This is a genomic window from Tatumella sp. UCD-D_suzukii, assembly GCF_000611875.2.
GTDB lineage: Bacteria > Pseudomonadota > Gammaproteobacteria > Enterobacterales > Enterobacteriaceae > Tatumella > Tatumella ptyseos.
The window spans coordinates 1-26,932 of the sequence record NZ_JFJX01000012.1 but is presented as its reverse complement, the minus strand read 5'-3'; the positions used below and the strand labels follow the sequence as shown (position 1 = coordinate 26,932).

General features: G+C 51.1%; 26 protein-coding genes and 2 tRNA genes. 2 read left to right on the top strand and 26 right to left on the bottom strand.

The window, feature by feature from the left end; all coding sequences use genetic code 11:
* Positions 1 to 2: 2 nt before the first annotated feature.
* From CG67_RS04195 to CG67_RS04185, 3 genes are read right to left on the bottom strand one after another with little or no spacing between them, the layout of a single operon-like run.
* A complete protein-coding gene (locus tag CG67_RS04195; RefSeq protein WP_025901730.1) occupies positions 3 to 1,157 on the bottom strand; it encodes an ABC transporter permease in 1,155 nt (384 codons plus the stop codon).
* Complete coding sequence (locus CG67_RS04190; RefSeq protein ID WP_025901729.1) at positions 1,154 to 2,305, bottom strand: ABC transporter permease; 1,152 nt, start codon at positions 2,303 to 2,305, stop codon at positions 1,154 to 1,156. Before CG67_RS04190 ends, CG67_RS04195 begins: the two co-directional genes overlap by 4 nt.
* A complete protein-coding gene (locus CG67_RS04185) occupies positions 2,290 to 3,258 on the bottom strand; it encodes an HlyD family secretion protein (protein ID WP_025901728.1) in 969 nt (322 codons plus the stop codon). Before CG67_RS04185 ends, CG67_RS04190 begins: the two co-directional genes overlap by 16 nt.
* Before the next feature lie 476 nt (positions 3,259 to 3,734).
* Between CG67_RS04185 and CG67_RS04180 the strand changes: the two genes are divergently transcribed.
* Positions 3,735 to 3,923: a hypothetical protein gene (locus CG67_RS04180; RefSeq protein WP_025901727.1), complete on the top strand. Its 189-nt coding sequence runs from the start codon at positions 3,735 to 3,737 to the stop codon at positions 3,921 to 3,923.
* Positions 3,924 to 4,113: 190 nt separating this feature from the next.
* On the opposite strand, the gene CG67_RS04175 is transcribed toward CG67_RS04180, so the two are convergent.
* Positions 4,114 to 4,821 carry an alpha/beta hydrolase gene (locus tag CG67_RS04175; RefSeq protein ID WP_025901726.1) on the bottom strand — a complete coding sequence of 236 codons (708 nt, stop codon included), beginning with the start codon at positions 4,819 to 4,821 and terminating at the stop codon, positions 4,114 to 4,116.
* Between the two features lie 38 nt (positions 4,822 to 4,859).
* Complete coding sequence (locus CG67_RS04170) at positions 4,860 to 6,941, bottom strand: FUSC family protein (protein ID WP_025901725.1); 2,082 nt, start codon at positions 6,939 to 6,941, stop codon at positions 4,860 to 4,862.
* A 435-nt stretch (positions 6,942 to 7,376) separates the two neighbouring features.
* Here CG67_RS04170 and CG67_RS04165 point away from each other — a divergent pair, with 435 nt between their 5' ends.
* Entirely contained in the window at positions 7,377 to 7,712 is a 336-nt protein-coding gene (locus CG67_RS04165) for a multidrug efflux SMR transporter (protein ID WP_025901724.1), read from the top strand.
* A 125-nt stretch (positions 7,713 to 7,837) separates the two neighbouring features.
* Here CG67_RS04165 and CG67_RS04160 read toward each other — a convergent pair whose 3' ends face one another.
* The 21 genes from CG67_RS04160 to CG67_RS04055 all read right to left on the bottom strand — a co-directional run.
* Complete coding sequence (locus CG67_RS04160) at positions 7,838 to 8,443, bottom strand: hypothetical protein (protein WP_025901723.1); 606 nt, start codon at positions 8,441 to 8,443, stop codon at positions 7,838 to 7,840.
* A gap of 15 nt (positions 8,444 to 8,458) precedes the next feature.
* Positions 8,459 to 8,977 carry a hypothetical protein gene (locus CG67_RS04155; RefSeq protein WP_025901722.1) on the bottom strand — a complete coding sequence of 173 codons (519 nt, stop codon included), beginning with the start codon at positions 8,975 to 8,977 and terminating at the stop codon, positions 8,459 to 8,461.
* 80 nt (positions 8,978 to 9,057) lie between these two features.
* Positions 9,058 to 10,473: a shufflon system plasmid conjugative transfer pilus tip adhesin PilV gene (gene pilV, locus CG67_RS04150; RefSeq protein ID WP_025901721.1), complete on the bottom strand. Its 1,416-nt coding sequence runs from the start codon at positions 10,471 to 10,473 to the stop codon at positions 9,058 to 9,060.
* A 13-nt stretch (positions 10,474 to 10,486) separates the two neighbouring features.
* Positions 10,487 to 11,098 carry a prepilin peptidase gene (locus CG67_RS04145; protein WP_025901720.1) on the bottom strand — a complete coding sequence of 204 codons (612 nt, stop codon included), beginning with the start codon at positions 11,096 to 11,098 and terminating at the stop codon, positions 10,487 to 10,489.
* Positions 11,095 to 11,562, bottom strand: coding sequence for a lytic transglycosylase domain-containing protein (locus tag CG67_RS04140; RefSeq protein ID WP_025901719.1), 468 nt, complete (start codon positions 11,560 to 11,562; stop codon positions 11,095 to 11,097). The genes CG67_RS04145 and CG67_RS04140 overlap by 4 nt, the downstream gene beginning before the upstream one ends.
* Before the next feature lie 4 nt (positions 11,563 to 11,566).
* Positions 11,567 to 12,148 carry a type 4 pilus major pilin gene (locus tag CG67_RS04135; protein ID WP_025901718.1) on the bottom strand — a complete coding sequence of 194 codons (582 nt, stop codon included), beginning with the start codon at positions 12,146 to 12,148 and terminating at the stop codon, positions 11,567 to 11,569.
* Between the two features lie 13 nt (positions 12,149 to 12,161).
* Positions 12,162 to 13,244: a type II secretion system F family protein gene (locus CG67_RS04130; RefSeq protein WP_025901717.1), complete on the bottom strand. Its 1,083-nt coding sequence runs from the start codon at positions 13,242 to 13,244 to the stop codon at positions 12,162 to 12,164.
* Positions 13,241 to 14,734 (bottom strand): GspE/PulE family protein, encoded by a 1,494-nt coding sequence (locus CG67_RS04125; protein ID WP_025901716.1) that lies wholly within the window; start codon positions 14,732 to 14,734, stop codon positions 13,241 to 13,243. Before CG67_RS04125 ends, CG67_RS04130 begins: the two co-directional genes overlap by 4 nt.
* On the bottom strand, positions 14,727 to 15,260 hold the full coding sequence (gene pilP / locus CG67_RS04120; protein WP_025901715.1) for a type IV pilus biogenesis protein PilP: 534 nt from the start codon (positions 15,258 to 15,260) through the stop codon (positions 14,727 to 14,729). The genes CG67_RS04125 and pilP overlap by 8 nt, the downstream gene beginning before the upstream one ends.
* Positions 15,247 to 16,512 carry a type 4b pilus protein PilO2 gene (gene pilO2 / locus CG67_RS04115; protein ID WP_025901714.1) on the bottom strand — a complete coding sequence of 422 codons (1,266 nt, stop codon included), beginning with the start codon at positions 16,510 to 16,512 and terminating at the stop codon, positions 15,247 to 15,249. The genes pilP and pilO2 overlap by 14 nt, the downstream gene beginning before the upstream one ends.
* Before the next feature lie 5 nt (positions 16,513 to 16,517).
* Complete coding sequence (locus tag CG67_RS04110) at positions 16,518 to 18,140, bottom strand: PilN family type IVB pilus formation outer membrane protein (RefSeq protein WP_025901713.1); 1,623 nt, start codon at positions 18,138 to 18,140, stop codon at positions 16,518 to 16,520.
* Positions 18,141 to 18,148: 8 nt separating this feature from the next.
* Positions 18,149 to 18,550, bottom strand: a complete 402-nt coding sequence (locus tag CG67_RS04105; protein WP_025901712.1) for a type IV pilus biogenesis protein PilM — start codon at positions 18,548 to 18,550, stop codon at positions 18,149 to 18,151.
* Positions 18,551 to 18,560: 10 nt separating this feature from the next.
* Positions 18,561 to 18,917 (bottom strand): toxin co-regulated pilus biosynthesis Q family protein, encoded by a 357-nt coding sequence (locus CG67_RS18235; RefSeq protein WP_256360144.1) that lies wholly within the window; start codon positions 18,915 to 18,917, stop codon positions 18,561 to 18,563.
* 1,106 nt (positions 18,918 to 20,023) lie between these two features.
* Positions 20,024 to 20,791 carry a hypothetical protein gene (locus CG67_RS04090; protein ID WP_025901709.1) on the bottom strand — a complete coding sequence of 256 codons (768 nt, stop codon included), beginning with the start codon at positions 20,789 to 20,791 and terminating at the stop codon, positions 20,024 to 20,026.
* Between the two features lie 110 nt (positions 20,792 to 20,901).
* Complete coding sequence (locus CG67_RS04085) at positions 20,902 to 21,675, bottom strand: hypothetical protein (protein ID WP_025901708.1); 774 nt, start codon at positions 21,673 to 21,675, stop codon at positions 20,902 to 20,904.
* Between the two features lie 110 nt (positions 21,676 to 21,785).
* The gene (locus CG67_RS04080; protein WP_025901707.1) at positions 21,786 to 22,556 is read right to left on the bottom strand and encodes a hypothetical protein; all 771 of its coding nucleotides are present in this window, start codon (positions 22,554 to 22,556) and stop codon (positions 21,786 to 21,788) included.
* Positions 22,540 to 24,609: a lipase family protein gene (locus CG67_RS04075; protein ID WP_025901706.1), complete on the bottom strand. Its 2,070-nt coding sequence runs from the start codon at positions 24,607 to 24,609 to the stop codon at positions 22,540 to 22,542. Before CG67_RS04075 ends, CG67_RS04080 begins: the two co-directional genes overlap by 17 nt.
* Before the next feature lie 59 nt (positions 24,610 to 24,668).
* Positions 24,669 to 24,977, bottom strand: a complete 309-nt coding sequence (locus CG67_RS04070; RefSeq protein WP_025901705.1) for a mobilization protein — start codon at positions 24,975 to 24,977, stop codon at positions 24,669 to 24,671.
* A gap of 674 nt (positions 24,978 to 25,651) precedes the next feature.
* Positions 25,652 to 25,738 (bottom strand) — tRNA-Leu (locus CG67_RS04065).
* Between the two features lie 5 nt (positions 25,739 to 25,743).
* Positions 25,744 to 25,817 (bottom strand) — tRNA-Cys (locus tag CG67_RS04060).
* A 924-nt stretch (positions 25,818 to 26,741) separates the two neighbouring features.
* Positions 26,742 to 26,932: IS200/IS605 family transposase (locus CG67_RS04055; RefSeq protein ID WP_025901704.1), on the bottom strand; the 191-nt coding region annotated here is incomplete at its 5' end.

Here is a 26,932-nt window from a genome sequence, read left to right as displayed (position 1 = left end):
GGTTATTTAGCCGCACTGGCCGGTTTTACGCGGAAAAACCGGAGAAATGCCTCCCGGCGTTGACGGTTGCGGAAAGTGTTAATCAGAAACTCCAGCAAGTTAAATAACAGGCAAAGTAACAACAACACCACCACATCGGGCAGTGCATTTTTCCAGGAAAGCCCCATCTGATTTACCCCGGCGATGGCTTTCACGGCCCAGGTGGAAGGAAGCAGGTCAGAGAGTAATCTGACGCCCCAGGGCATCGCCTGTACCGGCCAGATGGTGCCTGAAATGTAAAAGACCGGCATGGTCATAAATGACAGCGTCAGATAAACAATTTCCACACGGCGAATACATTCCGTCAGTAAATTCCCCAGACTGATCACTGCCAGCAGGAAAGGAAAGGTCAGCAGTAATATTTCGGCCATACTGGCCGTTTGCCGGTAGCCCAGGACCCACGGCCAGAGGACAAACAGGACTATCGACAGAAAAAGCCAGATAGGCAATAGTGCTGAATACGCCCCCAGAATGACCGGCATCGAAGGTTTACCGCTGGCGCTGATGGTCAGATTGACCCGTACACTGGCGATCAAAAGGGAGTGTTGTAATAACATGACCAGCAGCCCCGGAAAGATAATAGCCGCAAAACTAATGCCGGGGTTAAACAGCGGTTGTATCACGGCCTTAATGGGCGTTAACACCACACTGGCTTCCGGGGCGGTAAAACCGTGGTTCAGGAGGATTTCGTTATTATAGTGGGCCAGCATCTGCTGGTAAGCTGCGACCACAGCCTGCTGTATCTGCCCGTTGGGCAACCGATTTGTCGCATCCCCGAACACCGGGATCGCCACGGATTCTCCGGCCAGCATTTTCTGTTCCAGATCGACCGGCATAATAATGATCGCAAATAGCTTACGCCAGCCCAGATCACGTCTTGCGGTTTCCAGATCCGCATAGTTGATCATATCAATCTTGGAAGTTGCGTCCAGGTTACGGATCAATAAACGGCTGGCGGTACTGTGATCCTGATCAACCACCGCCACCGGCAGGTTCCAGACCGTGTGGTTCGCATAGACCAGGCTCATAACACACAGCGATATCAGCAAAATCCCCCACATCGGGCGTTGCAACATGCCGGTCAGAACTTTGCGGAACGTCTGAAAAAAAACCGTCATGTCATCGCCTCCTGTGCTTTCAGGCGGGCCGGTAATCGTTTCCGGACCAGCAGACCGACCACCAGCGGGTAAACCAGTAATAAAGCACAGACACTGGCAACCGGTTGTGCCGGGACCTGTCGCAGGAACAGATCGAACATGGCATACAATGCATGGGTCAAGGGTTCCAGATTAGAAATAATCTGAGCCGGTAACGGCATCGATAATTCAGGGACCGCCAGTCCCGAAAATGTCATGGCAATACTCACCAGTAGTGCCATCAGCGTATAGGCCGTAATGGCCGAGCGGGTAAAGGTGAACAAAAACACGGCGATACTCTGCGCTGCCATGATGTAGAAAAAAGCGACACAGTACATATAAAACGCATTACCCACTACTCTGGCATCTGACGCCCAGACCAGCAACGCAATCTGCGCCATCAGCACTGTGGTATAGATAAGGGTATAGGGAGCCATCTTCCCCAGTAACGACATCGTGAAGGAATTAGAGTAGATCAGCGGTTTACTGCGGGATAACACATAGATCATACAGGCAACGACAAACAACTGCATCAGATGGATTGTCGCGGCAAACTGCTGATAATAGATATAGCTGCCACTGGCATTAAACAGGCTCTGGTAGGTTAATGATACCTGAGCCAGCGTCGGAACCTGCTTACCGATTTTCGCCGCCATAATACTGCGGTACTGACTGTTTAAGGTCGTCATCAGGCCGGTGAAGTCCTGCGTGGAGTAAAGCCCCGAGGCATAAAACAGCGCGTTATAATAGAAAACCACCTGCGGCTGACGACCGGCCAGCACATCGGCCTCAAAGTCCGTCGGAATATAAACGATGCCGTAATCTGCCGCAGTACGTAATTTCTGTTCCGCCTGTTCAAGACCGCCCGGCCACTCCGTCAGTGAGGCATGGGGGCTGGCATCCAGGTCGCGGATTAATTGCCGTGACAGCTCACTGTGGTCATTATCCACCACCGCTACCGGTAAATTCAGAAGAGTTCCGGCCGAAAAGTTGCTGCTCAGCAGCCAGAACAGTAATAACGGGAAAATCCAGGTCAGCCAGTGGATCATGGGCCGCCTGAAGGCCGTTCTCAGCTCGCGGTTAAATGCCTGCCTGAAGCAACGACGTCCATATTTTACTTCCATTGCCATAATGCACTCATTCCCTGTCGCAATCCTTTCACCGGCTGCAGAGGCCGCAGGCGAACTTCAAAGGTTTTTAAGTCAAAATCGCCGGTTGCCCGTGTTGCACTTTTGGTCGAAAAGTCTCCCAGAGGGGCGATATAATGCACTTCAGCCTTGATCATCTCATTATTTAATGCCGGAACCCGCAGGTTAATAATGTCACCTTTCCTGACATGAGCGAGAATATCTTCACGCAGGTTAAAGACAAAATAGGCATCCGGCAGACGAACTAATGTCAGCAACGGGCTGTAGGCTGTCAGCAGGTCACCGACCTCGGCCGGGATGGGGCCGACTTCACCATCCACAGGGGCTCTGACCACCAGGTCATCCGTCTGAGCTTTAATTTCCAGTAATTGCTGTTCTGCTTCATCCAGTTGTGCGGCATAAATTTCCCGCTGCTGTGCGCGGTCGCCATGTAACCCTTCATCCAGGTTGGCCTGCGCGCTTTGCATAGATTGCAATGCCGTATTACGGGCATTACGCGCATCATCCAGCGCCTGCGCAGAAATATATCCCTTCGCTGCAATCTTCAGTTGCCGGTTATATTCATCCCGGGCATTTTGGTAGTCTGATGTGGATGAGGCCAGTACGGCACGAAGGTTACGGAGGCTTTCTTCGCGGGTACCACTGAGGGAAAGATCCAGCCGGGCTTTTGCCTGGTCACGGGCAGCTTCAGCCGCTTTCAGCTGTGCAATCAGTTCCGGGGCCTCCAGCCTCATCAACACTTCACCCGCACGGACATCATCGCCCCGCTGGGCTTCACGTTCAATAACGCGGCCTTTCGCTTTAGAGGTGACGATAACTTCCGGCGCATCCACCTCGCCCTGTAATAACAATCCCTGATTACTGGCACGAAAGAAAACAGCCAGTGAAATAATCACTATCATCAGTAATACAGTCAGTATTATTTTTTTATTCATGCAAACTGCTCCTGTGCACAGTAAAAGTGTTCCATCATCGCTAACCGCAATTTTGACATAAAAAAAGCATAGAGCATTGATTCAGGTTATGCCCGTGCTCATCCCCGCAATATATCTGTACGGGAATATCTCTGCGTTAATAACGTTAACGCCATATTTCAGCAGACGTGTCATCCGCCGTTGCCAATAATTCATAAGGGTGACGTTAATAAATCATCCCCTTCCGCAACCGCGATATCGTCGCAATAACACGGCGTTGCCCGAAGAAGAGACCGCCCCGACACTCCACAAAGATACCGGAACCACTCCGGACGACATACCGGAGTCTGACAAGAGGGGAAATAAAAAGTGACAATTCCACATCTCCGGGAACGGGATCACCTATCGAATTGATACAGATTTCCGGATCCACGGCGGTTGCCATCAGGGTTATAGTTTCCCCTGAATCTTATCTCTCTGCGGAGTCTGCAAACACTATGTTTTCTTTGAATCGTTTTAACAGTAAAGAGCTGGCACTGGCCTACGTAAATGGTCAGCAACAATCCCTGTCACCGGCGGAATTTCTCCAGGCCGTAACCCGGGCAGAGGCTGAGTTCAGTCAGCTACTCAATGCGTCCTGCCGCCCGGCCGGTCTGACCCACCCTGTCTGCGCACTCAGGGGCTAATGCCCGGAGGCACCGGAAGTCCGTTATTATCCCTTACCCTAAGCACGGATAACAGGCGGCCATCCTGCAGAACAAAACGATCTCTGTGACCGAAATAGCCACAGGACGGCCCGTAGCCTGTCACAGGGAATAACCGATGATTTCCTCAGGCACCGTGCTATAAAAACATTTTTATGCTTCGCCAGCCGCCTTACTGAACTTCCTGACTGAAGAGCCATTGTCTGAAGTCCTTAATTTCATCCAGGCTCATGGTATGCCCCATGCCCGGATACGTCTTAAAGGTGATATCCGGTGTGACGCCGCTTAACTGATCCACCGCCTGCCTTGCCAGCGCTAACGGGATCCTTTGGTCAGCATCCCCGTGGCCGATAAAGAAATGTAGCTGACTGACCTGATGACGCGGAATACTGTTCACTGAAAAATTTGCCGGTAAATGGCCGCTGAAAACAGCAACACCGTGGAACAATTGTGGATACATCAGTGCGACCTTGTAGGTCATCACCGCCCCCTGACTGAATCCCCCCAGATAGGTATGGCTGGCGGCGACGTGGTATTGCTGTTGCAGGGTTTTCACCGTCGAAACCACTGCATCACTGCTGCTTTGCTGATCGGCGGCAACATTCTTCTGTTTATCTGACCCCCGGTACCACTGATAGCTGTCTCCGGCGACCGGTAGCGGCGCCCGGAGTGAAACCACAATCATATTGCCCGGGACAATGACCGGAAAATCGTTAAAGTCTTGTTCATTCGCACCATAACCATGCATCATGACCAGCATCGATTGCGGTTTATCCTGCCGGACGGCCGGCATAAATAAATAGGTCAGTTCACTTGCCCGGACCGCCGGTTGTATCAGAAAGATACAAAATACGCCGATCACTGCCAGTACTTTTTTCACTCTTTTTCCTCTTATGCTGCTTTTCTTCCGGTAAACATTTAGCTGTCATCACCCGGAAACCAGGCTTTCCCTGCCGCGGTATTCCAGCGGATACGTGGAAACAGGGATAACCGGATGTTGAACAGAAAATAAAATGGCATAAATAACTGCGGGTTATTCTTCGCCATAGGCTCCATGACGGACAGCAACTGCTCCAGTTCATGTAACAACCTGCTGCCGGGTTGCTCATGGATATTTTTTAATCGCCTTTTAAGATACAAACTAATTTCATAAAGCAACGCTTCTGTCCGTAGTCCGTTTAAACGGAGAATTTCCGGATCACGGGCGCAGAAGTCGAAGACATTTGCTCCCAGCCATACTTCCGTGATCAGATTATTTTCCACGATCAGACTGTTCCCCGGGTCGGCTTTATTCCTCGGGAGGATAACGTTGATTCGGTCCAGCATTCGCTGCACGAACTGCTGACGCTGCAATAATGACGCTTTCTGTAGCCGGATATCATTGATAAGCTGTAACAATTCTTTAATTCCTGCCCGCAGTGCTCTTTTTGCGGTCCAGGACGGGCGTTTATTTCTGATCATCAGTGTGACCACCAGAGAGATCACAATCCCGACAAAGGTGGAAATCGCGGCGTTGATTGTCGCGAAAGGATTAGGCGCAAAATCATGGCTCAGGCCGATATAGGCAGGGAGCTGGGTGGCGACAATCAACCCGATAAAATTAGTGGCCGGGTTTGCAATAATAAGCCCCATCAACAGCAGTGCCGGTAACAAACAAATGATCAGGGCTTCAAAGGTAATTGCGCCCGGCAGGATCGCCAGGGAATAAAAAATACTGATGGCAATAGCAATGGCGATACCTTTGAAGAATACACGCATTCCGCCAATGGGGCTGTCGTGGGTTGCGAAAAACGAACAGGTGACGGCAGCGATCATTGCCGCATTGTTGCCGCTTTTCCAGCCCGAGCCAATCCAGAACAGACAAGCGATAAAGGTCGCGGCAAACGCCGTAAACGCCGACAGAGAGATCATTCCGTGGTCGAAGTAGCGTTTACGGTGCATCACAGGGGAGGATTTACCCCGTCTTCTGAGCCGGGAGATCCTGACCTCAACCCCGTGATACGCACTCAGAATGCGGACAAAGTTCTGTAACCGTCGGGTCAGTCCGGTAAACAGTAAACACTCTTCAGTCCCCCACGCACCGGAATGGAAGTTTTCTGTGATATTTTGCTGCGTCTCTTCCAGTAACCGATTCACCGAAGCCACATCTTCAGTGCTGGCTGGCTGTTCAAGCCAGTCAAGAAAACGGCCCATAGCATGCATCATGATTTCAGGCAGCGGGATATTTTCTGCAGACAGCAGGCTCAGACGTTTTTCTATCGCCGTCAGGGTCGGCACCAGATAGGAAAGATGCTGATACTGTGCCGATACCATCCGTACCAGCCGCTTCACCTGATCGGGCTCATAGGCACAGTGAGTCATCAGGACTTCCACACTCACGGGGTAATTCGCCATCTGGATCAGGATCTGTTCTCTTTCGGGCATTTCTGCCGACCGGGGTTGCTGGCTAAGCAGAGAAGCACAGACTTTTTTTGCCTGCTGATACCAGTTATCGATACTGTTCTGCAGTAGCGATTTCATACTCACCGGGAAAATCAGCACGTGCACCAGACTACTGCAGAGGATCCCCAGCGCCACCTCTTCGATCCTGGAGATCACGGTATAAGTGATGGCTGACGGCGTCGTCACATCCGGAAACCCCATAATCGCAGCACTGTACCCGGCCAGCATAAAAATATAACTTTTCGGTGTCCGGTCATGTAATGACAGATACAGACATACCGCGACCCAGGCCGATACAGAAAAACTGAACATCACCGGTGACATCACGGTGGCCGGGTAAATAACAAAAATAAAAATACCGCCCAGCACAGTGCCCAGCAGCCTGAAAAAGGATTTTGACACCGTGGAGGCGGAATAGATCTGTGAAACGACATACACTGTCGTTAATGACCAGGTGGGTTTTTCCAGATTAAGTTCTAATGCCAGATACAACGCCAGGAAAGCCGCCAGTGCCGTTTTTAATGAAAATGTAAACGCACTTTTTGTTAAAAATTTCATAGGTTACAGTCAGTTATGGGGAGCTCTGATTCGCATTGCGAGTATAGTACACCCGGTCACTCGCTAACGACTAAAATTGTAACAGGTACGGAATCGCTGCTTTTAACGCAGTTTCTCATTAAAACTTCTGAAGTTAAGTATTCCCGGTGTCTCAGGCAAACAAGCATTTTCCCGGACCTCCGGATGCGGGTGATCCTTCCCCGGAAAGTCAGCATCCGCGGACCCCATAAATAGCTATGATCACCGACAGCCGTTAAAGGCAGGATACCTGTCATTTCCGGCACAAAAAAGGTACAATTTGCCGGACTTATCGCCAGGTCTTTGCTGATTAAAACAACCTGTTCTCTGTCTGGCTTCGGTTTTAGCCACTCCGGTACGCTTCCTGATACTGCAGCGTAGAGGTCCTTCCCCGGGGTGCACTTTAAGGATGATATTATGTTAAAAACATGGCTGATCCTTCTGGTCTCTATCGTTGCTGAGACTTTTGCCACCTCGATGATCAAATCCTCCGAAGGCTTTACCCGCCTGCTCCCTTCCCTGGCAGTCATCGCCGGTTATATCATTTCTTTTGCGGGATTATCTCAGGTGGTGCGGGTCATGAATGTCGGGGTAGCTTATGCTATCTGGGCCGGGGTGGGCATCTGTCTTGTGTCTCTGATTTCCTGGGTGTTTTTCCGGCAAACGCTGGACCTTGCAGCCATCCTCGGCATCCTGCTGATAGTGATGGGCGTGGTAGTCATCCAGTTATTTTCCAAATCCGTCACCCATTGATCTGCCGTCCGTGACGGGCTTCCGCTCTGCGGCAAGTCGGGCCTCCCCGCAGACAGAAATGTTATGCGTAACCCAAAAGTAAAAAAACCACCCCGGTAAGGGGTGGTTAACTTCAGTGACGCGGATTATTTATGAACGTAATAACTCGCGTAACGTGATTGCTCGATATTCGCCGTCCAGCGTCCTGCAACAACACTATTATCCCAGCCATACCAGTTAGGTGCTGGTGTGGCGGCTATACCGGTAGAACAACTGGTGGTCGGGTTATGAACGTATCCGCCGCGGTAACTGCCCTGAGTCCAGCGACGAACCACCACCTGGATCGGCTGCGCGTAATAGCCAGGCTCAACGCTGATATTCCAGTTATAGTTAGTGCTGAAGCTCTGCTGGTGGCTATAGTTCGCACTTACCGAGAACAGGCTCAATGCCCCACCGATCACCGGAATTTTACTCAGATTCAGACCGACCGTGCCGCCCCACTGATACCCGGTGGTTTTAGTCTGCCCCCAGATATAGGTGCAGCTGGTTACCCCGCCGGACCCTTGCGGGCACAGATAGATAGGTCCGCGCCAGATCCAGTCTTCCCAGGTCGTACGCGACTGGGTCTGGGCAAAGGCGGCAGATTTGCCGGTTAATATAACATCCTCGGTATGGCCCACCAGGCAGGTGCCCGCAAAACTGTTCGACAGCGGAATCAGTGCCGCTAACAACGTTAGTGAAATCTTTTTCATTGTCTGTCCCCTGAATTATTGGAAAATCTGATCCGGCGTATTGTCTGAATTCACAGCGGATGTTGTTTTTTCATCCGAGAATAACTCTGTGGAATACTGCCCGGAGCTCAGATCCACCGGGGTCATCAGATAACCATCACCCTCCGGTGCCGTTTTAAACATCACAGCATCCGCCTGAACCGAAGAACCCAGGACTTCTCCTGCCAGTGTTGCCGCTTTTTTACCGCCCGCACTGCCATCAAAAATCACTTCTTTTCCCTGCGTTAATGCCTGAGTCACAGTCGCTTTTAAGGACGCGTCAGCACTGAGTGAATCACCTAATAATAAAATATCGTAATCACTGGCACTGCCGGCGGTGTATTTCGTTTTAAAATAATTTAAAACGCCACCATCAGTATCCCCTAACGCATAATAGGTCGTTGTGGTGACTGTGGTCACCGGCTCCTGATCGGCCGGTGTATCTGTTGCCATAACATTAGCTGCAAATAACCCTGCCAGCGGGAAAGCCAGAATGCTTTTCATCATTTTATTCATTACAGACTCCATAGTTATATTTAATAAGGAATACACACGGTTTTTTGTTTTTAATTCACCTCCTGATTTTCCGATAACGATTATTGATAAGCAGAAACAGAAAACTGTCCGGATCCGCAGCCATATAACTGGCCTGGCCGGGAAGACACGGAAAAACTCGCTCCCGGCGGAATAGCAAATAACACCGAAGTTGAAGGCGTAATATTTTTACCCTGACTGCTATTGTGAGCGACAATAATTCCGTTAACTGCGGCGATTAAATCCGCAAAATTATAACAATAGCCATCTCCTGCACTCCGGTTCAGTGAAGAACTCCCCCCGGTTGCCGACATCCAGACCATTTCACCCGTGCCATTGACACCCTGATAGCTTCCGGTTCTGCCACCGAGGCTGGAAAGCTGAACCGAATTTTTCATATATCCCGTCCACTGGCCGTTGTAGCAAAATAAAATCCCTGAATTGCCGCCATTAGCCATCAGGCCATCTTCATTGCAGGCAGAATTCAGTGAGGCACTGCCCTGAACCTCCAAATATTCACGGGTCGTCATGCGGCCATCTGAAGATATTTTCCCGCCTTTAATTTCACCCCCGGTTTCAATCCCTTTGTCCTTCCAGACTTTTACCCACTGGTCATCATCCATATAAAAGCCGCCATTATGGGTACTGTTGATCCATCCTTTATCCCCGCGGGTCACCAATGACCCGGTCACGGTACGGATATCCGTTTCACCGGTGATCGTACCGTCACTCCACAGCCCGCCTTTGGCCGATACGCTGTCTGCCGCCAGACTGCCGCTGAGCGATATGTTTTTTCCTGTGATCTCGCCTGCATTACGTATCCCGTGCTGCGTCAGATCCATATCGGCATGCATCTGATTCAGTTCCGGATGGCCTGGTACCGTATAACGGTAAAGGCGGTCACTTTCACTGAATACACTCTGCATCGTGTCGGCGGAGAACAGCGTGACCAGATGCCCACGGGCCGCCGGAATGCCGGACTCCGTGGTATTCAGTTTCCAGCTGCCATCCACCCCGGTCGCCTGATTATCTTTACTGATATACCCGGACTCTCCGTGCATCAGTCGTGCGATATAACGCATCCCTTTTTCACTGAGAACAGTGCCCTGCCGGGAAAGTAATAACCCTGTAATATTTTTATCCGTCAGGTTATCCAGAGTGAAATACGCGGTATAGCTTTGCCCCTCGTTATTAATAAGCGAGATATTTTTATCCAGATACCCTTGTTGCCGGAGTTGCTCTACATCGATCGCAATAAATTTCTCTGCCAGCAAATGTTTCTGTAATTCACCATAATTATCTTTCAGGTAACGCTCAGCCGCACCGGAAAACATGTCAGTTTCTCTGGCGGTGACTGTCCATTCCTGCAGTTGTAAATAGTCACTGTATCTTTGATACCCTATCGGCGCTGCAATTAATATTAACGCCAGCACCAGGCTCAGAGAAAACAGCGTATCTCCGCGATGTATATTTCCCATAGGTACACTATTGTTAAATTAATCCGGCAACATCCGTTACCTGACAGAGTAAGAACGCTACATAAAAATAAGGGGCATACGGTAGTGTTTTTTTATTTATTATCAGTGCGTGACAAAATAATAATAAAAAACCCACGCCGGATACCAGACAAATGACTTGCCAATGCATCCAGAAACTCAATGCACTGATAAAATACACATCCCCCTGACCTACCGAGGTTCCGCAGATCCTCAGCGAAATTTTTTCGACTCCCCGGAATAATAAAAACAGAATACTCCAGGTAATTATTCCGGTAATAACGGCGGCACTGCCCTTTATCAGAAAGAGTATCAATGCACCGGTCACTGTAAAACTAAGAGTAAAGCGCCAGGGCAGCCAGAAATTGCTGATATCAATCACGGTGAATAAAATTCCCCATAACAGAAACGCTGCCAGTACCACAGGCTGTGCGGACATGCCTGGCACCCACAGTGCCAGAGCAAAAGCGGCTGTGGCCAGCAGAATAATTGCCACAGGCACTGGCTTGCCCGGGGTATTCCCCTGATGATCACCGATAAACTGACAGGCCTGCCTGACCATCAGCATTCCGGCGACCATAAACAGCACTATCTTGTCTGCCATCATCCTGCCTTCCGCTGCGAATACATCATATAAGCCAGGTAAACCTTATGGATATAACGGCGGCGTGCCTGATCCCGGCCCTGCAGAAAACCGGTGTTGTAGGTGGCCAGACAGGCCCAGTTATTTCCGCAATAGCTCAGATGACGGGCCAGGATCCCTGCGCCTGTATCGATATTCAGACAAGGGTCCCGCAATAAATCTGTGGCCTGGTGTATCCGGTGCTCACGAATCAATGCGGCGATATGGGTCGAATTAATCTGCATCAGTCCGTAGTCCCTGCTGATCACCCGCCCCTGTGCATCACGATTCAGTCCGATACTGCCCGCCTCTCCCTGACTTTCCACCTGACTGATGGCCCTGAGCAGATCAGCATTCAGATGATAGTGACGGGCTGCCTGCTCAAAACAATCTGCGGCACAGCCTGGCCACGATAACAGCAGCAGAAAACAAAAAAGCCCGCGCTCCATCGTGTCAGTTCGCACTGAAAAATTCGAGACGGTTATCATCTTTACCGCCCCCGGCGGACTGGCAGTCCGCAGCGGCCTCTCCCGCCCCCTGACTGCTGGTATAGCGGTGACCGTTAATACTGATATGATCGATCAGGCTGGTGCTACCCAGTTTGGTCGCCAGAGTTGTACAGGCCTCCGACGGGACCCCCTCATAACGCAGTATAAATCCGCTGTCGCTGCCCTCTCCCTGCACGTTATCCGGAACCAGAGTGACATTTTTGCCCCAGACATTACTGAGGATGGCCTGACCGGAGTTTTTATCCCCGCGGATGGTCATATTCCCCGGCGCGCCACCGAAACGGATCAACGCCCCGGTCATTTCCCGGTCGGATGCAAACTGGTAGCTCCCGCCGACTTTTAGCATATTACGGGTATTGGTGATCAGTTCACTGATATTCCCCATCTCCGTGCTGGTATCATTACGGCTGAATAACCCCCCTCCGACACTGATCCCAATCACCAGCACAATAAGGGAAATGGTGATCCAGATACCGGCTTCAAACAGGGAGATAGCGCCCCGGTGTATTCGTGTTGCAGTTGTCATGAGTTTCCTCGGGTTATTGATGAACGGAAATCAGGTTATTCAGGTCCTGCGTGGAGAGCAGGATCAGTACCATGTAACCGGCGTTCAGGCCCAGGCAGACATACCCGGCCATCGTCGCGGTTTGCTTAATCCGCTGTACGGTTTTTTGCAGCCAGTCATTAGCGAAATTTTCTATAATATTTTCTGCATTATCCGCGGCAGTCAGTACCCGTAGTTTTTTAACGGTCTCCGCTGAAGGAAAGGCATATCCGCTGGCAAACAATGCTGCCCCCAGATGCTTTCCCTGCCAGACATGCTGCAGAGTGGCCTCCAGCCGTTCATACAGCCAGGGCGAAGCGCGTTGCATTAACTGGTTGATGCTCTGTTCGGTTTTCACTTGTGCACGGAGCAGTGCCGAGATATTCAGCAGGAAACTCACCCCCTGGATATCGCGGTAAAGTTTCCACGGCAACATGTGGTCCAGCAGGTGGCAACGCACACGTCCGGTCAGATTAGGCAGTGACCAGAGTGTCCAGCCCGTCAGCACAAGAGCGCTGACAGAGATCAGGATCAGGTGTTCACTCAGCCCGCGGGAAATAATGGCCAGTGCCTGCAGCGAGCCCTGCCACTGGTCTTCACTGACCAGAACCGCCAGTCGCGGAAGAAAGCGATGACTGACCAGTTGCACCATAAACAGACAAGAGATCAGTAACAGGCACGGATACGCCAGCGCAGCACTGCAGGCTGAGCGCATCTCTTTTGTGGCCCGCGCGATGGTCATGGCGCGTCGGATAGCGGCAGCAAGGTCACCGTCACTGACCCCCGCACTGAGCAATAAGAGTTCCTGCTCCGGGACCCAGCCACGTAATCCTTTATCCAGTGACATGCCGCAGGTCAGTGCGGCAGCAATATCCTGCAGACAATAGACCCGCGGGCTGTTTGCCGAACGATCGCTGATAATCAGCGTGCTGATGGCATCTGCGAGTTTGAACTGATTCTCCAGCAGGAAAGCCAGGTCATCATACAAACTGATCCGGTCATTCCCTGAGAAGGTTCTCAATGCCAGCTGGCGACTGAGAGATTCGCTGTATTCCCGCCACGTCCGTTTCTCCGTCATGCCTGACTCCTTAGAGAAGGCTGCATCAGGTCATCTTCATCCAGCGGGCTTATCAAATCGGCGTCGAGCGGGTCGGCAACTCCCTGATGAAGATAGTCTTTCAGGTGCGCCGTTCGGGTAATGCCGTTCAGGGTATCCAGCCAGTATCTGCGGGCAGCAATTTTACCCTCGTGCCGGTACAGCTCCATAAAGCGGGCATCGGGGCGGATCACCTCGGCAATCATTTTCCGGCCAACCGTGCCATGGAAACATGCTGAACATCCGGACGAATGCCGGAAACAGAGTTTTTCTGCATCACAATGCCGTGTCAGAAATTCCCGTTGTTCCGCTGATAAGGAAGGTAGCTTTTGCTGCCAGCTCAGCTTGCAGGACGGACACAGCACAGGGACCAGACGCTGTGCAATCAGGCCAATCACTAACTGAGCATCAGCAATTTCCGGCAACGGAATTTGCAGGGTATCGGTCAGGCGATCCAGAATACCGATAGCATCGTTAGCATGCAGAGTGGTCTGCACCAGATGCCCTGACTTCGCGGCACTGAGTGCGGCCCGGACCGAGTTAGTATCGCGGATCTCACCGATGATCATCGCATCCGGATCCAGACGTAACGCCGATGAAATGCCTCTGGACCAGGCCTGACTCAGCGCTTCGGGATCGGTGCGATCAGCGATCACCGGCGTCTGAACCGCCCCGGGGATCATCCCTTCAGGAGGATCTTCAATGGTGAACAGCCGTTTACTGTGTAACGTCTGTTCCAGGTAACAGCGGCTGAAACAGCGCAGAGAGGTACTCTTTCCTGAGCCGGTAGGCCCTGAAATAATGATGATCCCCTCGGGACGGGTCAGCATTCGGGTGATCTGTTGCTGCTGCACCGGCAGAAAACCTAATTGGTCCGGGGTGGGTAATGAACTACTGTCATCGGGCAAAACGCGCATGACAACATACAGCCCGAATTCGGCAGGCGTATGTGCATAACGGGCACCGAAAATCCCCAGTTGACGGACAAATTCACTGCGTAACCTGCCATCCTGTGCACGGTTAGCATTAAAGCTTTTTTCCGTTACATCACACATGGATAACACAATGGTCGCCGCAAGTTGCATACCTTCTTCGCGCTCCAGTTGCGCGATGGTGCGCAACTGGCCGTGGATACGTAACTGCACCAGAGTGACCTCCTGGTACCCTATCAGCAGATGAATATCTGAAGCTCCGAGAGTCACGGCCTGCCGGAAATAACGGATCACTCTTGATTGCTGCTCAGAGCGGCTGATCTCCGAAGTGACCTGGCTACTCTGTTGTTCACTCTGTAACTGACGCAGCTCATCGAGCTGGACAGGTTCAAACCTGGCCTGTGGTGTCTGTCGCAGTATGCCGGCCAGCACCGAGGTCGTTAACGGGTCATGCCGGTGAGCTTCGGAGAAGTAAACCGTGGGCTCATCCGCAGAACGGTCAATATAAATGTATGCCGAACTGTCCTGACGATTAATCATCACTCCCCCCGATAAATGCGAGGTTCTTCGGTGAGCCATGGCCGGTACTTATCCTGACTTCACGGGGAGTGATCGCGATGACGCGATACAAGTCGCCGGGCAGGATCGTGTTTTCATCCACCGTCAGTCGTTTCCCATCCGGCATCTGCAACTGTGCATTAAGATGCCGGCGACTCCCCCAGATTTGGATAACCATCGGCAGAGCGGCTTCTGCCGGCGGAGTACTTTCTGATGGCGTGCTGAGAGGCGCCGGAGCATAAGCCGCCCCGCCGTGCATACCCGTCGATTGATGGCCGGGGATTTCTGCAGGCTCTGCTGCCGGTTGTGGCTGAGCCGTTTGCCGGTATTTATCCAGCTCATTCCGTGCCCGGACATGTTCCAGCTGAGCCTGGTCAAATAAGGTTTCTTCCTGGATCTTTTCAAGAGAGCCAAGGGTAAATCCGTCATCCTGACTTCCGGCTACCGCTCTCAGGCTACAGGTGAGCAGGATCAACAGATAACCTCCCCTGAAATTACTGCTTTTCATATAAGCGTCCCTCAAGCGTAAAAAGTAACCGGCCCGCGGTCAGGCTGATGTCAAGGCGAGTAAACCCCAGGTTCCGGGCCTGCATGACCGGGCCTGAGAGTAATAAACGCGGACTGATCGGCGTCACCAGAGTAAATGTCCGCACACTGAACGGATCCGACCCGGTCCCGGCGACGTCCGAAAGTTGTAATTCACTGTGCGTCCGTTGTGCCAGACTCGCCAGCGAGGTGAGCGACGCAGGCTCTGAGGCCACACCAGGGCCAGGGCGTTTCTGCATAACAAAAGGCAAGAGCAGCTCAGCTTCATCGCCTGCTCCCGGAAGATTGAACCGGTAAGGCAGCCCGGACAAACCATGCTCTTTTAGCTGGCGGGAAAAATCATCGACCGTTCCGCTGCCCTGCAGACTATATTTCGCCGTTATCCTGGCGGGATCAGCCGTACAACTCACATGACTTAATCCCCAGCCGGCAATCATAATCGGTAAAACACCGGTACGCTGCTGACAGGCAGACAACACCTCACTAAGGGAAGGCTGACGGGACCAGGGCGGAGCCGCATCGGCTGCCGCACTTTGCTGCTTTAGTAACAAATAGCGTTGGGCCGCTTCAATACGCTGCTGTTGCTGGTAGTTATTCCGCCACATAACGGCTGAAAGTAGTGCAGCCCCGGCCACCAACAGCCCGCCGGCCAGCCTTAGCCGGTAACGGTTATCTGTTCCTTTCAGCCGGTATTTACGGGCCAGCGGTGGCGTATCTTGCAGCAACTCGTCCAGCGTCAGGCCAGCGAAAGTCTCTTTTTTTTCTGACGCGCTGGTGCTGCGAAATTCCTGCCACTGGCTATCTGAGCGGTGGAGTAACAAAAACTGCTGCAGATAGTGCTCTGTTTCCTCACGGGTACCGGGAATATCGCTGAACGGTGATAGCCCGTGACCTTCTTTGGCTATAAACCAGTAAAGTCCTTCTTCCAGCCGGCAGACGGCGTAGCTGTCTGGTGGCATTTTCTGCAGAGCCACCAGGGCCAGCGGATAACGTTTCTCTCGCCCCTGTTTTGCCGGTAGCAGCTGTACGCTGCCCAGCAGACATCCCGGATCACCCGTGCGGTCATTTGTCAGCACAACATGGTAAGTGTGCTGAACCGCCGGTAAGCGCTGGCGGATCTTCCTGCGGCCACGGACCGGCAGATAGCGCCAGGAAAGCCCGGCCACCAGTTGGCGACCGCCCTGACGGATGCTGTAGGGTCTGTTCTGTTGCATTACCGTTATCCCATCAGAACCGGGGTGATCAGGATCACTAGCGCCGATTTCCCGCGGCTGCCGCCGTCACCCCCGCCGAACAGGAAGAAATGAGAGTGGTCAACGCCCTGATGATCATCACTGTTACTTACCGACTGATAACCGCTTAACACCAGCGTCTGTCCGGATTTCATCAATACCCGCTGAGTGAAAATTTTCATCCTGGTTTTCATCAGTTCAATCGACGCATTCTGGCTGGTAAAGGTTCTGAAGGTCGGGTCATCGGACATATTGATGGCAAACTGCAACTGCATACGGGTTGAGTCCGGCATCAGATATGGCAGGATCGTCATATTCAGGCCCGTGGTGATGGTGGACTTACTGATACTGCTGGAAGAACCGACATTGGCAGTATTCTCTGTGCTGGTATCAGAGGCATAATCCTGCTGTAACGCCACCTGAACCGGAACCGCTGAAAGGTTAGTCGTCATGCTGGAGAGCTGGGTCACGACGGTCAGATGCGTCTGTTCTGCCAGCGCTTTCACTAATGCCGTACTGCCCTGCCCTTTCCCGTCCAGAATAGAGATACCGCTACTCATCATTTCACTGGCCGCATCCGCATACGGCGATGTCAGTGATAACCCCAGGTTGCTGTTGTTGAATACCGCTTTCCAGTCGATACCTAGCTGGTCGTTATCTTTGTTATCGATGCTGTAAACCTGCACATTCAGAACAACCTGCCGGTTTAGTTGAGTGTTCCGATCATCGATATATCGCGCCACATCACTCAATACTCGCGGTGTATCCCGAACGGTCAATTCTCCGTTCGTCAGATCCATCCGTCCTTTACCCGGAGTCAGCATCATAGAGATGGTGCTGGCGATATCACGGTACAGTCCGGACTTTATTTCCATCGTGGTCGCCTGAGAAGTCGTGCCTGAGTTTTTATCACTATTGTCAGACGCGCTCTGGCCCCCTGCTACGCCGTTAGTATTCTGGTTTTGCGAAGAAGTTGTACCGCTGACCGTACGGGAATAAAAACTGGCATTATTATCCATAAATAAAACAGGGAAGGTTTTCGTGGTCATATAAGAAATAATGACCCGGTGATCCTGATATTCCCAGCTCAGGCCCTGACGTGCGGTAATATCATCCAGCAAACCAGCAACCGGCCCCTGCCAGAAAAGATGATTCAGTGATGTACCGGAGGAAACGGTATTCACCGGCGCGCCGTTCCCCGGCAAAGGGTCATTCATTGACGGATCCTGACTACTGAAACCAGGGTTATTTTCCTGCTGACTGAGTGCATCCTGACTGATATTCACCGGAATATGACATTGAGAAGTAATCAGTGAAGCAACCGCCTCAAGGCTGATATTTCCCGGATGGTTCAATGTCATATTACAGGATGGCAGTTCACCCTGCTCCTTCTGTAAGTCGCGGCTTATCGGCTCAGGATTGATCCATTGCGTTTTTTCGTTAATAACATAGGGATGTGATTTATTGAATGGCATCATGGCATCTGCCTGTGATGTCAGCTGACTATTATCTTTTTCAATATCATTAATTCTCTGCCAGCTACTGCATCCTGATATCTGAATAAAGATGAATGATAACAGGCTCAGCGTGGTGTTTTTATTGAATTTCATAAACCATCTTATCCCTGGTAATAATAGAGAATACTGTCGTCAGTCATGTCATTAGGAATTTCTATGTTTACCGCTGTACCGTACATGTCATACAAGCGGTGATGCCGAAAAATATAAAATAACCGGCTATGTTCGCTAACCACCATCAGACAACCTGCCAGTCCCGGCTTTTCAGCAGTCCAGATATAATGTTGTGACCCCCGCCGTTCAAAATGTAACGGGATTTCAGAATATCCGGCACTGGCAGGCAGTGTCTGGTCTGAATGCTGCCACCTGACTGAGCTGTTCAGAAAAAATATCGCCTCTCGCTGGCAGTTTTCATCATCAATCTGACGCTGAGTCTGCGCCTGAGGAAACAGCCCCATAAATAATAATCCACCGATAAAAAATGACAGTAACCAGTAATACATAAGTCATCCTTTAACGGGTATCGATGACCACCAGACATTGGTTGCGATAAATATGTGCATAGAGCGGGATCTGAGCCGCTGAGTACAAATCGATGACCTTTGCGATAGCCGAAAGATAATCCCCATGGAAAATAAGGGGGGCATCAACCGGATAATTAACATGGCTTTCCCAAATCAATTTCCAGTGAGGAATACCTGCAAGGTTGCACCCGCTCGTGGCAGACCATTGCTGTAATCCCTCCTTCAACGTTGTGCCTGACGATATTTCATAAATCTGAGACAGACCGTTTTCCGGTGAATTGCCTGCCCGGGAAGCCAGAAAACCCTCTGCCGCCAAATCCTGCCTTGAAAATACAAACAATAACACCAGGCAATATAATATTTTTCTGGCCACCTATTATTTTCTCTTATCGGTAGATTTATTAAATAGCACTAAATGCTAACGAATGAGATTAATCATAGAGAGATGAATTTACTTAAGCAAACAGAAATTTACGCAATCTTTACTACGAGAGGAAATTAAGTGATTTATACTTAATTATTGTAATTTATCAACTTCACCCAGAGAAAAGGATCACATAACGATCCTTATACAAAATTTAATACTATGTTAGTTAACTAACAGTTCCTTTCGGGATAAATTGTAACCAAAGTATATTTAACTGCTGTTAAATCATTTTTATTACATCTTCATGACAATGAAGAAATAATACCGCCCCTGCCATTTAAAAAAATGATCGTTGTGATTAATAATAGTCATCAAAAAATAACGACAACCCCGAAAAAAACAGGGCCTTATTTTTCGGGGCTCTCTTTATTGAGGATTAAATATTCCGCGTTATTATTATGGATATTATGCAATGTCAGGAGCGCCCGGATTGTGATTATTTATTCATAGAAGGCGTTAGGAAAGGAACAGATACTTATTGGGTGAGTGGTGAAAAATAGCGGTTTATATTTATGACCTGATGAGCATAAGAAATAACAGCCGATAATATTACTGAATCACCCTATCGCCGGATTAAGATCTGTCAGGCCTTTTTTGTCATTTCACCGGCCCGGCTGCGGGCGGCCCTTTCTGTGGAGCCGGTTAAACAGACTTATGGCATCCCTTAAGCTGCTCAATATCGTTGTAGCCCGGTATATCATGCGGTTCATTGCTTGAGTTGTAGCGCACAGATTTGCACTGTGCCGAACGGTACAGCAATCCGGCGGACTGCAGCGTAATCCCCTCCGGTACCCGGAAAGTAACGTCCACCCATTTTGCATCAGCCGGAGGAGACAGCGTCTTGTCAGGCCGGTTATCACACCCGGAAAGCAGTGTTAAAGCCAACACGACGACTGTTTTACCGAGAAAGTTCAACTTCTTCCTCCGTTACCGCCGAAAAGCGCAGCAGGGCATTTTTCCCGATGTTCTCTGCCTGTGTCAGCCTCAGAGCGACCGGCAGCATGTTTATTCGGTATATACATCGCCTATTTCATTGACAGCAACTTGTCATAATCCGGGAAAATATTCGGTACATCCTCACGACTGCCATCAGGATAAGTTGCTGTCAGATTTCCTGGATGATCTGGTGGGTTTAATACAACAACTTTCATAAGATGAACAACAGGTTCAATAGCTATATGCTGTGTATTACTTAGACTAAAACGCCTGCGCCACTTTTCTGTTCCTGTCTCCCCCCCGAATAACTTCAAACTAACCGTATTATCGATGTGATTAGCAACTATAGGGAAGAAATCTGTATTCAGAACCAATATTTTCTCGCTGAATACCTTCGCCCGCCCGGTCCCGTAGCCGTCACTGAGACCATAGTCCCCGAAATCGAAAATATAACTGGTATCGATAACCTCTTTTCCCTTCACCAGGGGAACATCGTCCGCAATTCTGAAGCTCATTTTCAGCGAGTTCAGTTGCCACTGGCACGGGCCGCCGCCATCCACGGCAACCCGCAGACGGCGGATATTATCGCCATCAGAGGCACCGAAGGGCCGCTCAATATCGTTGTAGCCCGGTATATCATGCGGTTCATTGCTTGAGTTGTAGCGCACAGATTTGCACTGTGCCGAACGGTACAGCAGCCCGGCGGGCTGCAGCGTAATCCCCTCCGGCACCCGGAAAGTAACGTCCACCCACTTTGCATCCGCCGGAGGAGACAGCGTTTTGTCAGGCCGGTTATCACACCCGGAAAGCAGCGTCACCGCACACGCAATGACGGTGGTTTTATTGAGAAAGTTCAACTTCTCCCTCCGTTACCGCCGAAAAGCGCAGCAGGGCATTTTTCCCGGTTTCCTCTGCCTGTGTCAGCCTCAGAGCGACCGGCAGCATGTTTATTCGGTATATACATCGCCTATTTCATTGACAGCAACTTGTCATAATCCGGGAAAATATTCGGCACATCCTCACGACTGCCATCAGGATAGAGTGCATTGATATTTCCCGGGGGCGATATTGGACTTTCAAGTATTACGGGCTTATTAATATGCACTGATGGATGCAGATAAATATCATCAGTATAAGATAAGCGATAGCGTCTGCCCCATTTATCGTAATTAGTATCCCCACCAAAAAATTTTAGCGTTGTTTTTTTAAACATATGATTTATAAACACTATCGGAAAGAAGTCTGTATTCAGAACCAACATTTTCTCGCTGAACACCTTCGCCCGCCCGGTCCCGTAGCCGTCACTGAGACCATAGTCCCCGAAATCGAAAATATAACTGGTATCGATAACCTCTTTTCCCTTCACCAGGGGAACATCGTCCGCAATTCTGAAGTTCACCATCAGCGAGTTCAGCTGCCACTGGCACGGGCCACCACCGTCCACGGCAACCCGCAGACGGCGGATATTATCGCCATCAGGCGCACCGAAGGGCCGCTCAATATCGTTATAACCCGGTATATCATGCGGTTCATTGCTTGAGTTATAGCGCACAGATTTGCATTGCAACGAACGGTACAGCAGTCCGGCGGGCTGCAGCGTAATCCCCTCCGGCACCCGGAAAGTAACGTCCACCCACTTTGCATCCGCCGGAGGAGACAGCGTTTTGTCAGGCCGGTTATCACACCCGGAAAGCAGTGTTACAGCACACGCAATGACGGTGGTTTTATTGAGAAAATTCAACTTCTTCCTCCGTTACCGCCGAAAAGCGCAGCAGGGCATTTTTCCCGGTTTCCTCTGCCTGTGTCAGCCTCAGCGCAACCGACAGCATGTTTATTCGGTATATACATCGCCTATTTCATTGACAGCAACTTGTCATAATCCGGGAAAATATGATTTATATCTTCACGACTGCCATCCGGATAGGTCGCCGTTAAATTTCCCAGTCGTATAGCAGGCGGGGTTAATAAAACTACTTTATTGATGTGTATTTGTGGATCAATATTAATGCGTTCCACATCTGCTGTTTTATATCTCCTCCGCCACTGCTCATACGCTGTATTACCACCGAAAAGAGACAGATCTACCGTATTATCAATATGGTGAACCACCATAGGGAAAAAATCTGTTTTTAGTTCAATTAGCTCCCCGCTGAACGCTTTAGCCCGCCCGGTCCCGTAACCATCACTGAGTCCGTAGTCTCCGAAATCGAAAATATAACTGGTATCGATAACCTCTTTTCCCTTCGCCAGGGGAACATCATCCGCAATTCTGAAGTTCACCATCAGCGAGTTCAGCTGCCACTGGCACGGGCCACCACCGTCCACGGCAATCCGCAGACGGCGGATATTATCGCCATCAGAGGCACCGAAGGGTCGCTCAATATCGTTATAACCCGGTATATCATGCGGTTCATTGCTTGAGTTATAGCGCACAGATTTGCACTGTGCCGAACGGTACAGCAGCCCGGCGGGCTGCAGCGTAATCCCCTCCGGCACCCGGAAAGTGACGTCTACCCACTTTGCATCCGCCGGAGGAGACAGCGTTTTGTCAGGCCGGTTATCACACCCGGAAAGCAGTGTTACAGCACACGCAATGACGGTGGTTTTATTGAGAAAATTCAACTTCTTCCTCCGTTACCGCCGAAAAGCGCAGCAGGGCATTTTTCCCGGTTTCCTCTGCCTGTGTCAGCCTCAGCGCAACCGACAGCATGTCCTGAAGGGCCAGAAACTCACGATTACGTTCAACCTCATCCGGATGACTGAAGCTCGCCTTTTGTTCAACGCTCTTCCGGAACCGGTCCCGCATGGCTTTCCGGTCCATATCCCGCACCGGATCGGCAAGCTCCAGCACCTGATTATGAATATAGGGAAGGTAGCGGTGCGCCATCGAGTGGTTTGATAGCTTACTGAACCAGCCGGATGATGCCGTATTTTCCCCCTTAGGGAACCGCTTCTCCAGCTCGCCCGGCGCCAGACATTGTATGAATGCCGCCTGATGCTCTTTGGTGGATATCAGGTATTCTTCCTTAAGGGCAGGCACAAGATACAGTTTGACCGCCGCCTTCTCCGTATAGCTTACCGTTCCGCCCCCTATCCACAGCGTATTTCGCTCACCGGACTTCATTACGCTTTGTTCTGCGCGTAAAAACAGGACCGTTTTTCCGTGATGCCAGTAGGGATCTCTCTCCTGTGTAATCCCCATATCCACGCCCGCATTTCCCCCGAAGGTTCGCGGTAAAAGACCGATGGCCGACGTGATCACCCAGTCAAAGCCCAGTTTGTCACCCAGCCACCCCAGTTTCTCGTAAAGCTCGCTGTCGAGATCCACCTCCGGCGGGATCTGTGTCACCGTGTCATTATCATTGGCGTGACGGTAGTGGGTGATGTCCCTCTGCAGGTACGCGGCCAGACGACTGAACGTTCGTGGCATTCCGTAGGTGTACAGCACCGGGTTAAATGCCTTCATCTCCGCGGCATACAGCAGCGCCAGCGCGCCTCCCAGACTATGGCCGCAAATAAATAATGACTTTCTATTGTCTAAAGATGTTCTGAGTGCCCGAAGATTAAACTTATCCCCGAACTTCCGTTTAGCCAGCTGATAAGCTTCCAGAAAACCGCCGTGCACATTCCCCATCCCGCCCAGCTCTGCAGGGCACCGTTTCGGGCCGAAGGACACGTCGGTCCGGAAATTCAGCAGACTGTCGGTACCGCACCAGGCAACCAGAACGTGCGAGGCACACTCCACCGTAAACAGGCGGGTATCACCTTCTCCCTGCGCCCCCTGCCCGGTATTCATATAGAGCGGAGGCTGATACCGCTCCCGGAACGGCACGTCCACCGCCAGCGTATGAAAATAATTCGGGAATTCTGCAAGCTGCGGGAGACAGGACAGATCCTGACACTTCTGTCGGAAAAAGTAATCGATGGTCGGGTTCTTCGCTTCGGCGGCATACACCAGATCGGCCATAATGCCCAGGTTCAGCGCGTTCGCCAGGTCATACTCTTTCGTGTCGTGCAGCGACAGCACCCACGCGCGGAACGGACAGATCTCGATAACATGCCGCTTATCGAGCGCCTCCCGCGCTATCTCGGTGCCTTTCAGTGACCGTCCCGGTGGGAAATGAAACTTCGGCGGCTCCGGCTCAGCCCAGCCCTCGATCTCCGGAAGCCGGTCGCAAAGCTCCCCGATGGTCACATAGTGATGGATGTATCCGGCTATCCCGGCTTTTTCCTGCACGTCTGAGCGCCATTTGGGGGCGCGGGTTTCCGGCCGGAATATATTGTTGCTTACCGGCTGGCTGTTCGGGTTACGCCGCAGGCCCAGCGGGCGCTTTTCCATCTCATCTGCCAGCTGCCGGGCATCGGTCTTCACGTCAGCCGCTATCCAGTAGAGGTTATCGAAGCGCACCACGCCCTGACTATCGGTCATGCCCCCCGGAGGATTGGGCGGCGGTGTCGGATTATAGTCGTAGCCGGATTGCCGCCACATCTCCACATCCCTGGCTGACGCCAGCGGATGGTACTCAAGCCTCACGTTCAGCCCGGAAACCGGGGTATTGTTTTCATCAACGAACCGGAGTTCAAGCCAGTATTTATGCTGTTCTCCGCGACACTGAACGACTTTATTGTTAGGCCTGATACTGGTGAAACAGGTATTGTCGCCAATAATTTCCATGCTAATCCCTTGCATGTTAAAAAGTTAATGTCAGCATCATATGCCGAACGAAACTTAACCTAAATCCGTCCGCTACAGCTACGGATGCGCCCGCCTTTAACCCGATCCTTTTGTTGTTGCTCATGCAACACCTGCACACGCTCGTTTCCGGACCACTGCCCGCGGTTCACTCTGCGGGCTGTCTGATTGAGGTTGTTCCGCCCCCCGATCAGCTGACGCAGCAACGCCGGCGAGATCGAGGGAAGTATGCCTGCACGGACCGGTTTCGCGGCCAGGTAAGTCTGGCACATCGCGGCTGCAAGCTGTTTACCGTCGCAGCGCTCAGGCAGCCGTCGGTGCTCGTCTTCAGTCACCCACAGGGTGAGCATTTGGGTACATTTCCCGGAAATCAGGCCCCCCTGGTAACACCGCGCCGGGTGGAAAGAAACAAGGCACTAGTGCGTCAGTGGTTTTAGCGGGTTTCGGTGCGCAGCCCTGAACCAGTCAGGTAGCACTAACGGTGTGTATCATTGCTTAATATGTTGGCATGGGGGCAGAAGTCAGTAAAGTGCTTCATGTGGCAGTTGTGATATGTAGCTCAGGAGTGACCGCAGTACTCTGTACGGTCAGATGAAATAATACCTCCCCGCTCATCCGATCACTCAGGTTCAGTCATGAGGCTGCGGCGAGCGTTACCGGTTCATGGGAAAAGGATACCGCGATTCCGTTTCGACAGTTCGCTCCAGGCCAGGCTGTGTGCAGGCTCCCTGTTCAGCCCGACTGCTGCCCCCTTATCCGGTAACTATCGTCCTGAGTCCAGCGCGGACGGACACGCAGATACGTCACTGGCAGTATAAGCATATCTGTATGAGTTCCGGATACTTTTTGAGGTTTTGGTTTTTCAGCCATCACCATCCACTTAGAGCTGTCTACACATTACGTGGGTAGGATCAACTTATTGCTACCTGTGGGCACAGGGCATGAATTTCAGACATAAAAAAACCGCCTGACGGCGGTTAAACGACATTGCACATAAGTGCTTATTTTTGTTCATTTGAATCGGTGGTGCCCGGGGCGGGACTTGAACCCGCACAGCCTTACAGCCGAGGGATTTTAAATCCCTTGTGTCTACCGATTTCACCACCCGGGCAAATCTGGAGGCGCGTCCCGGAGTCGAACCGAGGTAGGCGGATTTGCAATCCGCTGCATGGCCACTCTGCCAACGCGCCTTTAATTCTTTGAATTACAACACCTTAAAAGATGTTATCTTTCTGATTTTTTGTTGAGCACCGGCAAAACGCCGACCTAACTTATTGATTCCGAAAGACTTAATTTCTCTTTCGTCTCCGGAATGGCGGCTATTATGGACTGGTTCCCCGACCTTGGCAAGTGCTATCCCCTATTTTTTCTAATAAAACCGACTGAATGACTGAAAATTCATCAACCTGTTCAGTGAGCGAACATATTCGCGCTGATATGTTTAATTTATCACCACTAACCAACTGATTTAAAGAGATAAAGAGCTAAACTTTGGGCATAGAGGGTACTGACAGCCCCACACTCAGACGGTAAACCCCTTCTCCGTTGAGTTTTACTCCCCTGCTCCCGGACACGTCAACAGCACACCGTACAAAGAGCCCCGTCAGCGTGAAGCTAATGGCGTATATTCAATCAGTTCCGGGCGAAGAGTCTCTGTTTTTCCCTGTTCCGGTCATCTCAGACAAAACACACCATTTCTCCGCCCTAAGACACTGACTGCATACATGCGGGCTGCCTTAACCCGGTAAGCATCGTAACGTGCACAGTGGCCAGAGTGCATTACTCCTGTAGTACCATCGCAGGCCAGGTCTCCGGGGGCAGATAAGTGCTCAACAACGATCCACAGGCAGGTCTGTACAAATGGGTCAGACTATAAAAGCCCGGCAACGAAACGCTGCGGTCCTGTTGACAAACACGGGGAGGTATTCCGTGTCCGGAAATGATGATATACAGGCAGGCGGCTGAAATAAGCGGGAGATCCGACGGCAGTCGGCAATAAAGTACAAAAATAAATATCCTCCGGCATAGCCGGAGGTTTTTCAAATGCGCCTGTAAGGCTCTCTTACCAGCAGCGCCCTAACAGGCGCATCGCAATCTGACATTTGCATTTTGGATTACTTACGGCCCGTAAACGGGCTTCCCGGATAAGGGATCGACAACTGCTCTCCCATTTTATCCGCTTCGAGCTGGTGCTTTATATATTCCTGTATCTTTTTCGTGTTCTTGCCTGCCGTGTCTACATAGTATCCACGGCACCAGAACTCCCTGTTTCTATACTTAAATTTCAAATCCCCGAACTGTTCAT

Bases quoted from the DNA above. Each gene is read 5' to 3' on its own strand.
- CG67_RS04195 (WP_025901730.1), bottom strand. From the start codon at position 1,157: ATGACGGTTTTTTTTCAGACGTTCCGCAAAGTTCTGACCGGCATGTTG.
- CG67_RS04190 (WP_025901729.1), bottom strand. From the start codon at position 2,305: ATGGCAATGGAAGTAAAATATGGACGTCGTTGCTTCAGGCAGGCATTT.
- CG67_RS04070 (WP_025901705.1), bottom strand. From the start codon at position 24,977: ATGCTCACCCTGTGGGTGACTGAAGACGAGCACCGACGGCTGCCTGAG.
- CG67_RS04180 (WP_025901727.1), top strand. From the start codon at position 3,735: ATGTTTTCTTTGAATCGTTTTAACAGTAAAGAGCTGGCACTGGCCTAC.
- CG67_RS04105 (WP_025901712.1), bottom strand. From the start codon at position 18,550: ATGTATTACTGGTTACTGTCATTTTTTATCGGTGGATTATTATTTATG.
- pilV (WP_025901721.1), bottom strand. From the start codon at position 10,473: ATGGGAAATATACATCGCGGAGATACGCTGTTTTCTCTGAGCCTGGTG.
- CG67_RS04160 (WP_025901723.1), bottom strand. From the start codon at position 8,443: ATGAAAAAGATTTCACTAACGTTGTTAGCGGCACTGATTCCGCTGTCG.
- CG67_RS04145 (WP_025901720.1), bottom strand. From the start codon at position 11,098: ATGATGGCAGACAAGATAGTGCTGTTTATGGTCGCCGGAATGCTGATG.
- CG67_RS04165 (WP_025901724.1), top strand. From the start codon at position 7,377: ATGTTAAAAACATGGCTGATCCTTCTGGTCTCTATCGTTGCTGAGACT.
- CG67_RS04185 (WP_025901728.1), bottom strand. From the start codon at position 3,258: ATGAATAAAAAAATAATACTGACTGTATTACTGATGATAGTGATTATT.
- CG67_RS04170 (WP_025901725.1), bottom strand. From the start codon at position 6,941: ATGAAATTTTTAACAAAAAGTGCGTTTACATTTTCATTAAAAACGGCA.
- CG67_RS04075 (WP_025901706.1), bottom strand. From the start codon at position 24,609: ATGGAAATTATTGGCGACAATACCTGTTTCACCAGTATCAGGCCTAAC.
- pilP (WP_025901715.1), bottom strand. From the start codon at position 15,260: ATGAAAAGCAGTAATTTCAGGGGAGGTTATCTGTTGATCCTGCTCACC.
- CG67_RS04130 (WP_025901717.1), bottom strand. From the start codon at position 13,244: ATGACGGAGAAACGGACGTGGCGGGAATACAGCGAATCTCTCAGTCGC.
- pilO2 (WP_025901714.1), bottom strand. From the start codon at position 16,512: ATGCAACAGAACAGACCCTACAGCATCCGTCAGGGCGGTCGCCAACTG.
- CG67_RS04135 (WP_025901718.1), bottom strand. From the start codon at position 12,148: ATGACAACTGCAACACGAATACACCGGGGCGCTATCTCCCTGTTTGAA.
- CG67_RS04125 (WP_025901716.1), bottom strand. From the start codon at position 14,734: ATGATTAATCGTCAGGACAGTTCGGCATACATTTATATTGACCGTTCT.
- CG67_RS04155 (WP_025901722.1), bottom strand. From the start codon at position 8,977: ATGAATAAAATGATGAAAAGCATTCTGGCTTTCCCGCTGGCAGGGTTA.
- CG67_RS04110 (WP_025901713.1), bottom strand. From the start codon at position 18,140: ATGAAATTCAATAAAAACACCACGCTGAGCCTGTTATCATTCATCTTT.
- CG67_RS04140 (WP_025901719.1), bottom strand. From the start codon at position 11,562: ATGGAGCGCGGGCTTTTTTGTTTTCTGCTGCTGTTATCGTGGCCAGGC.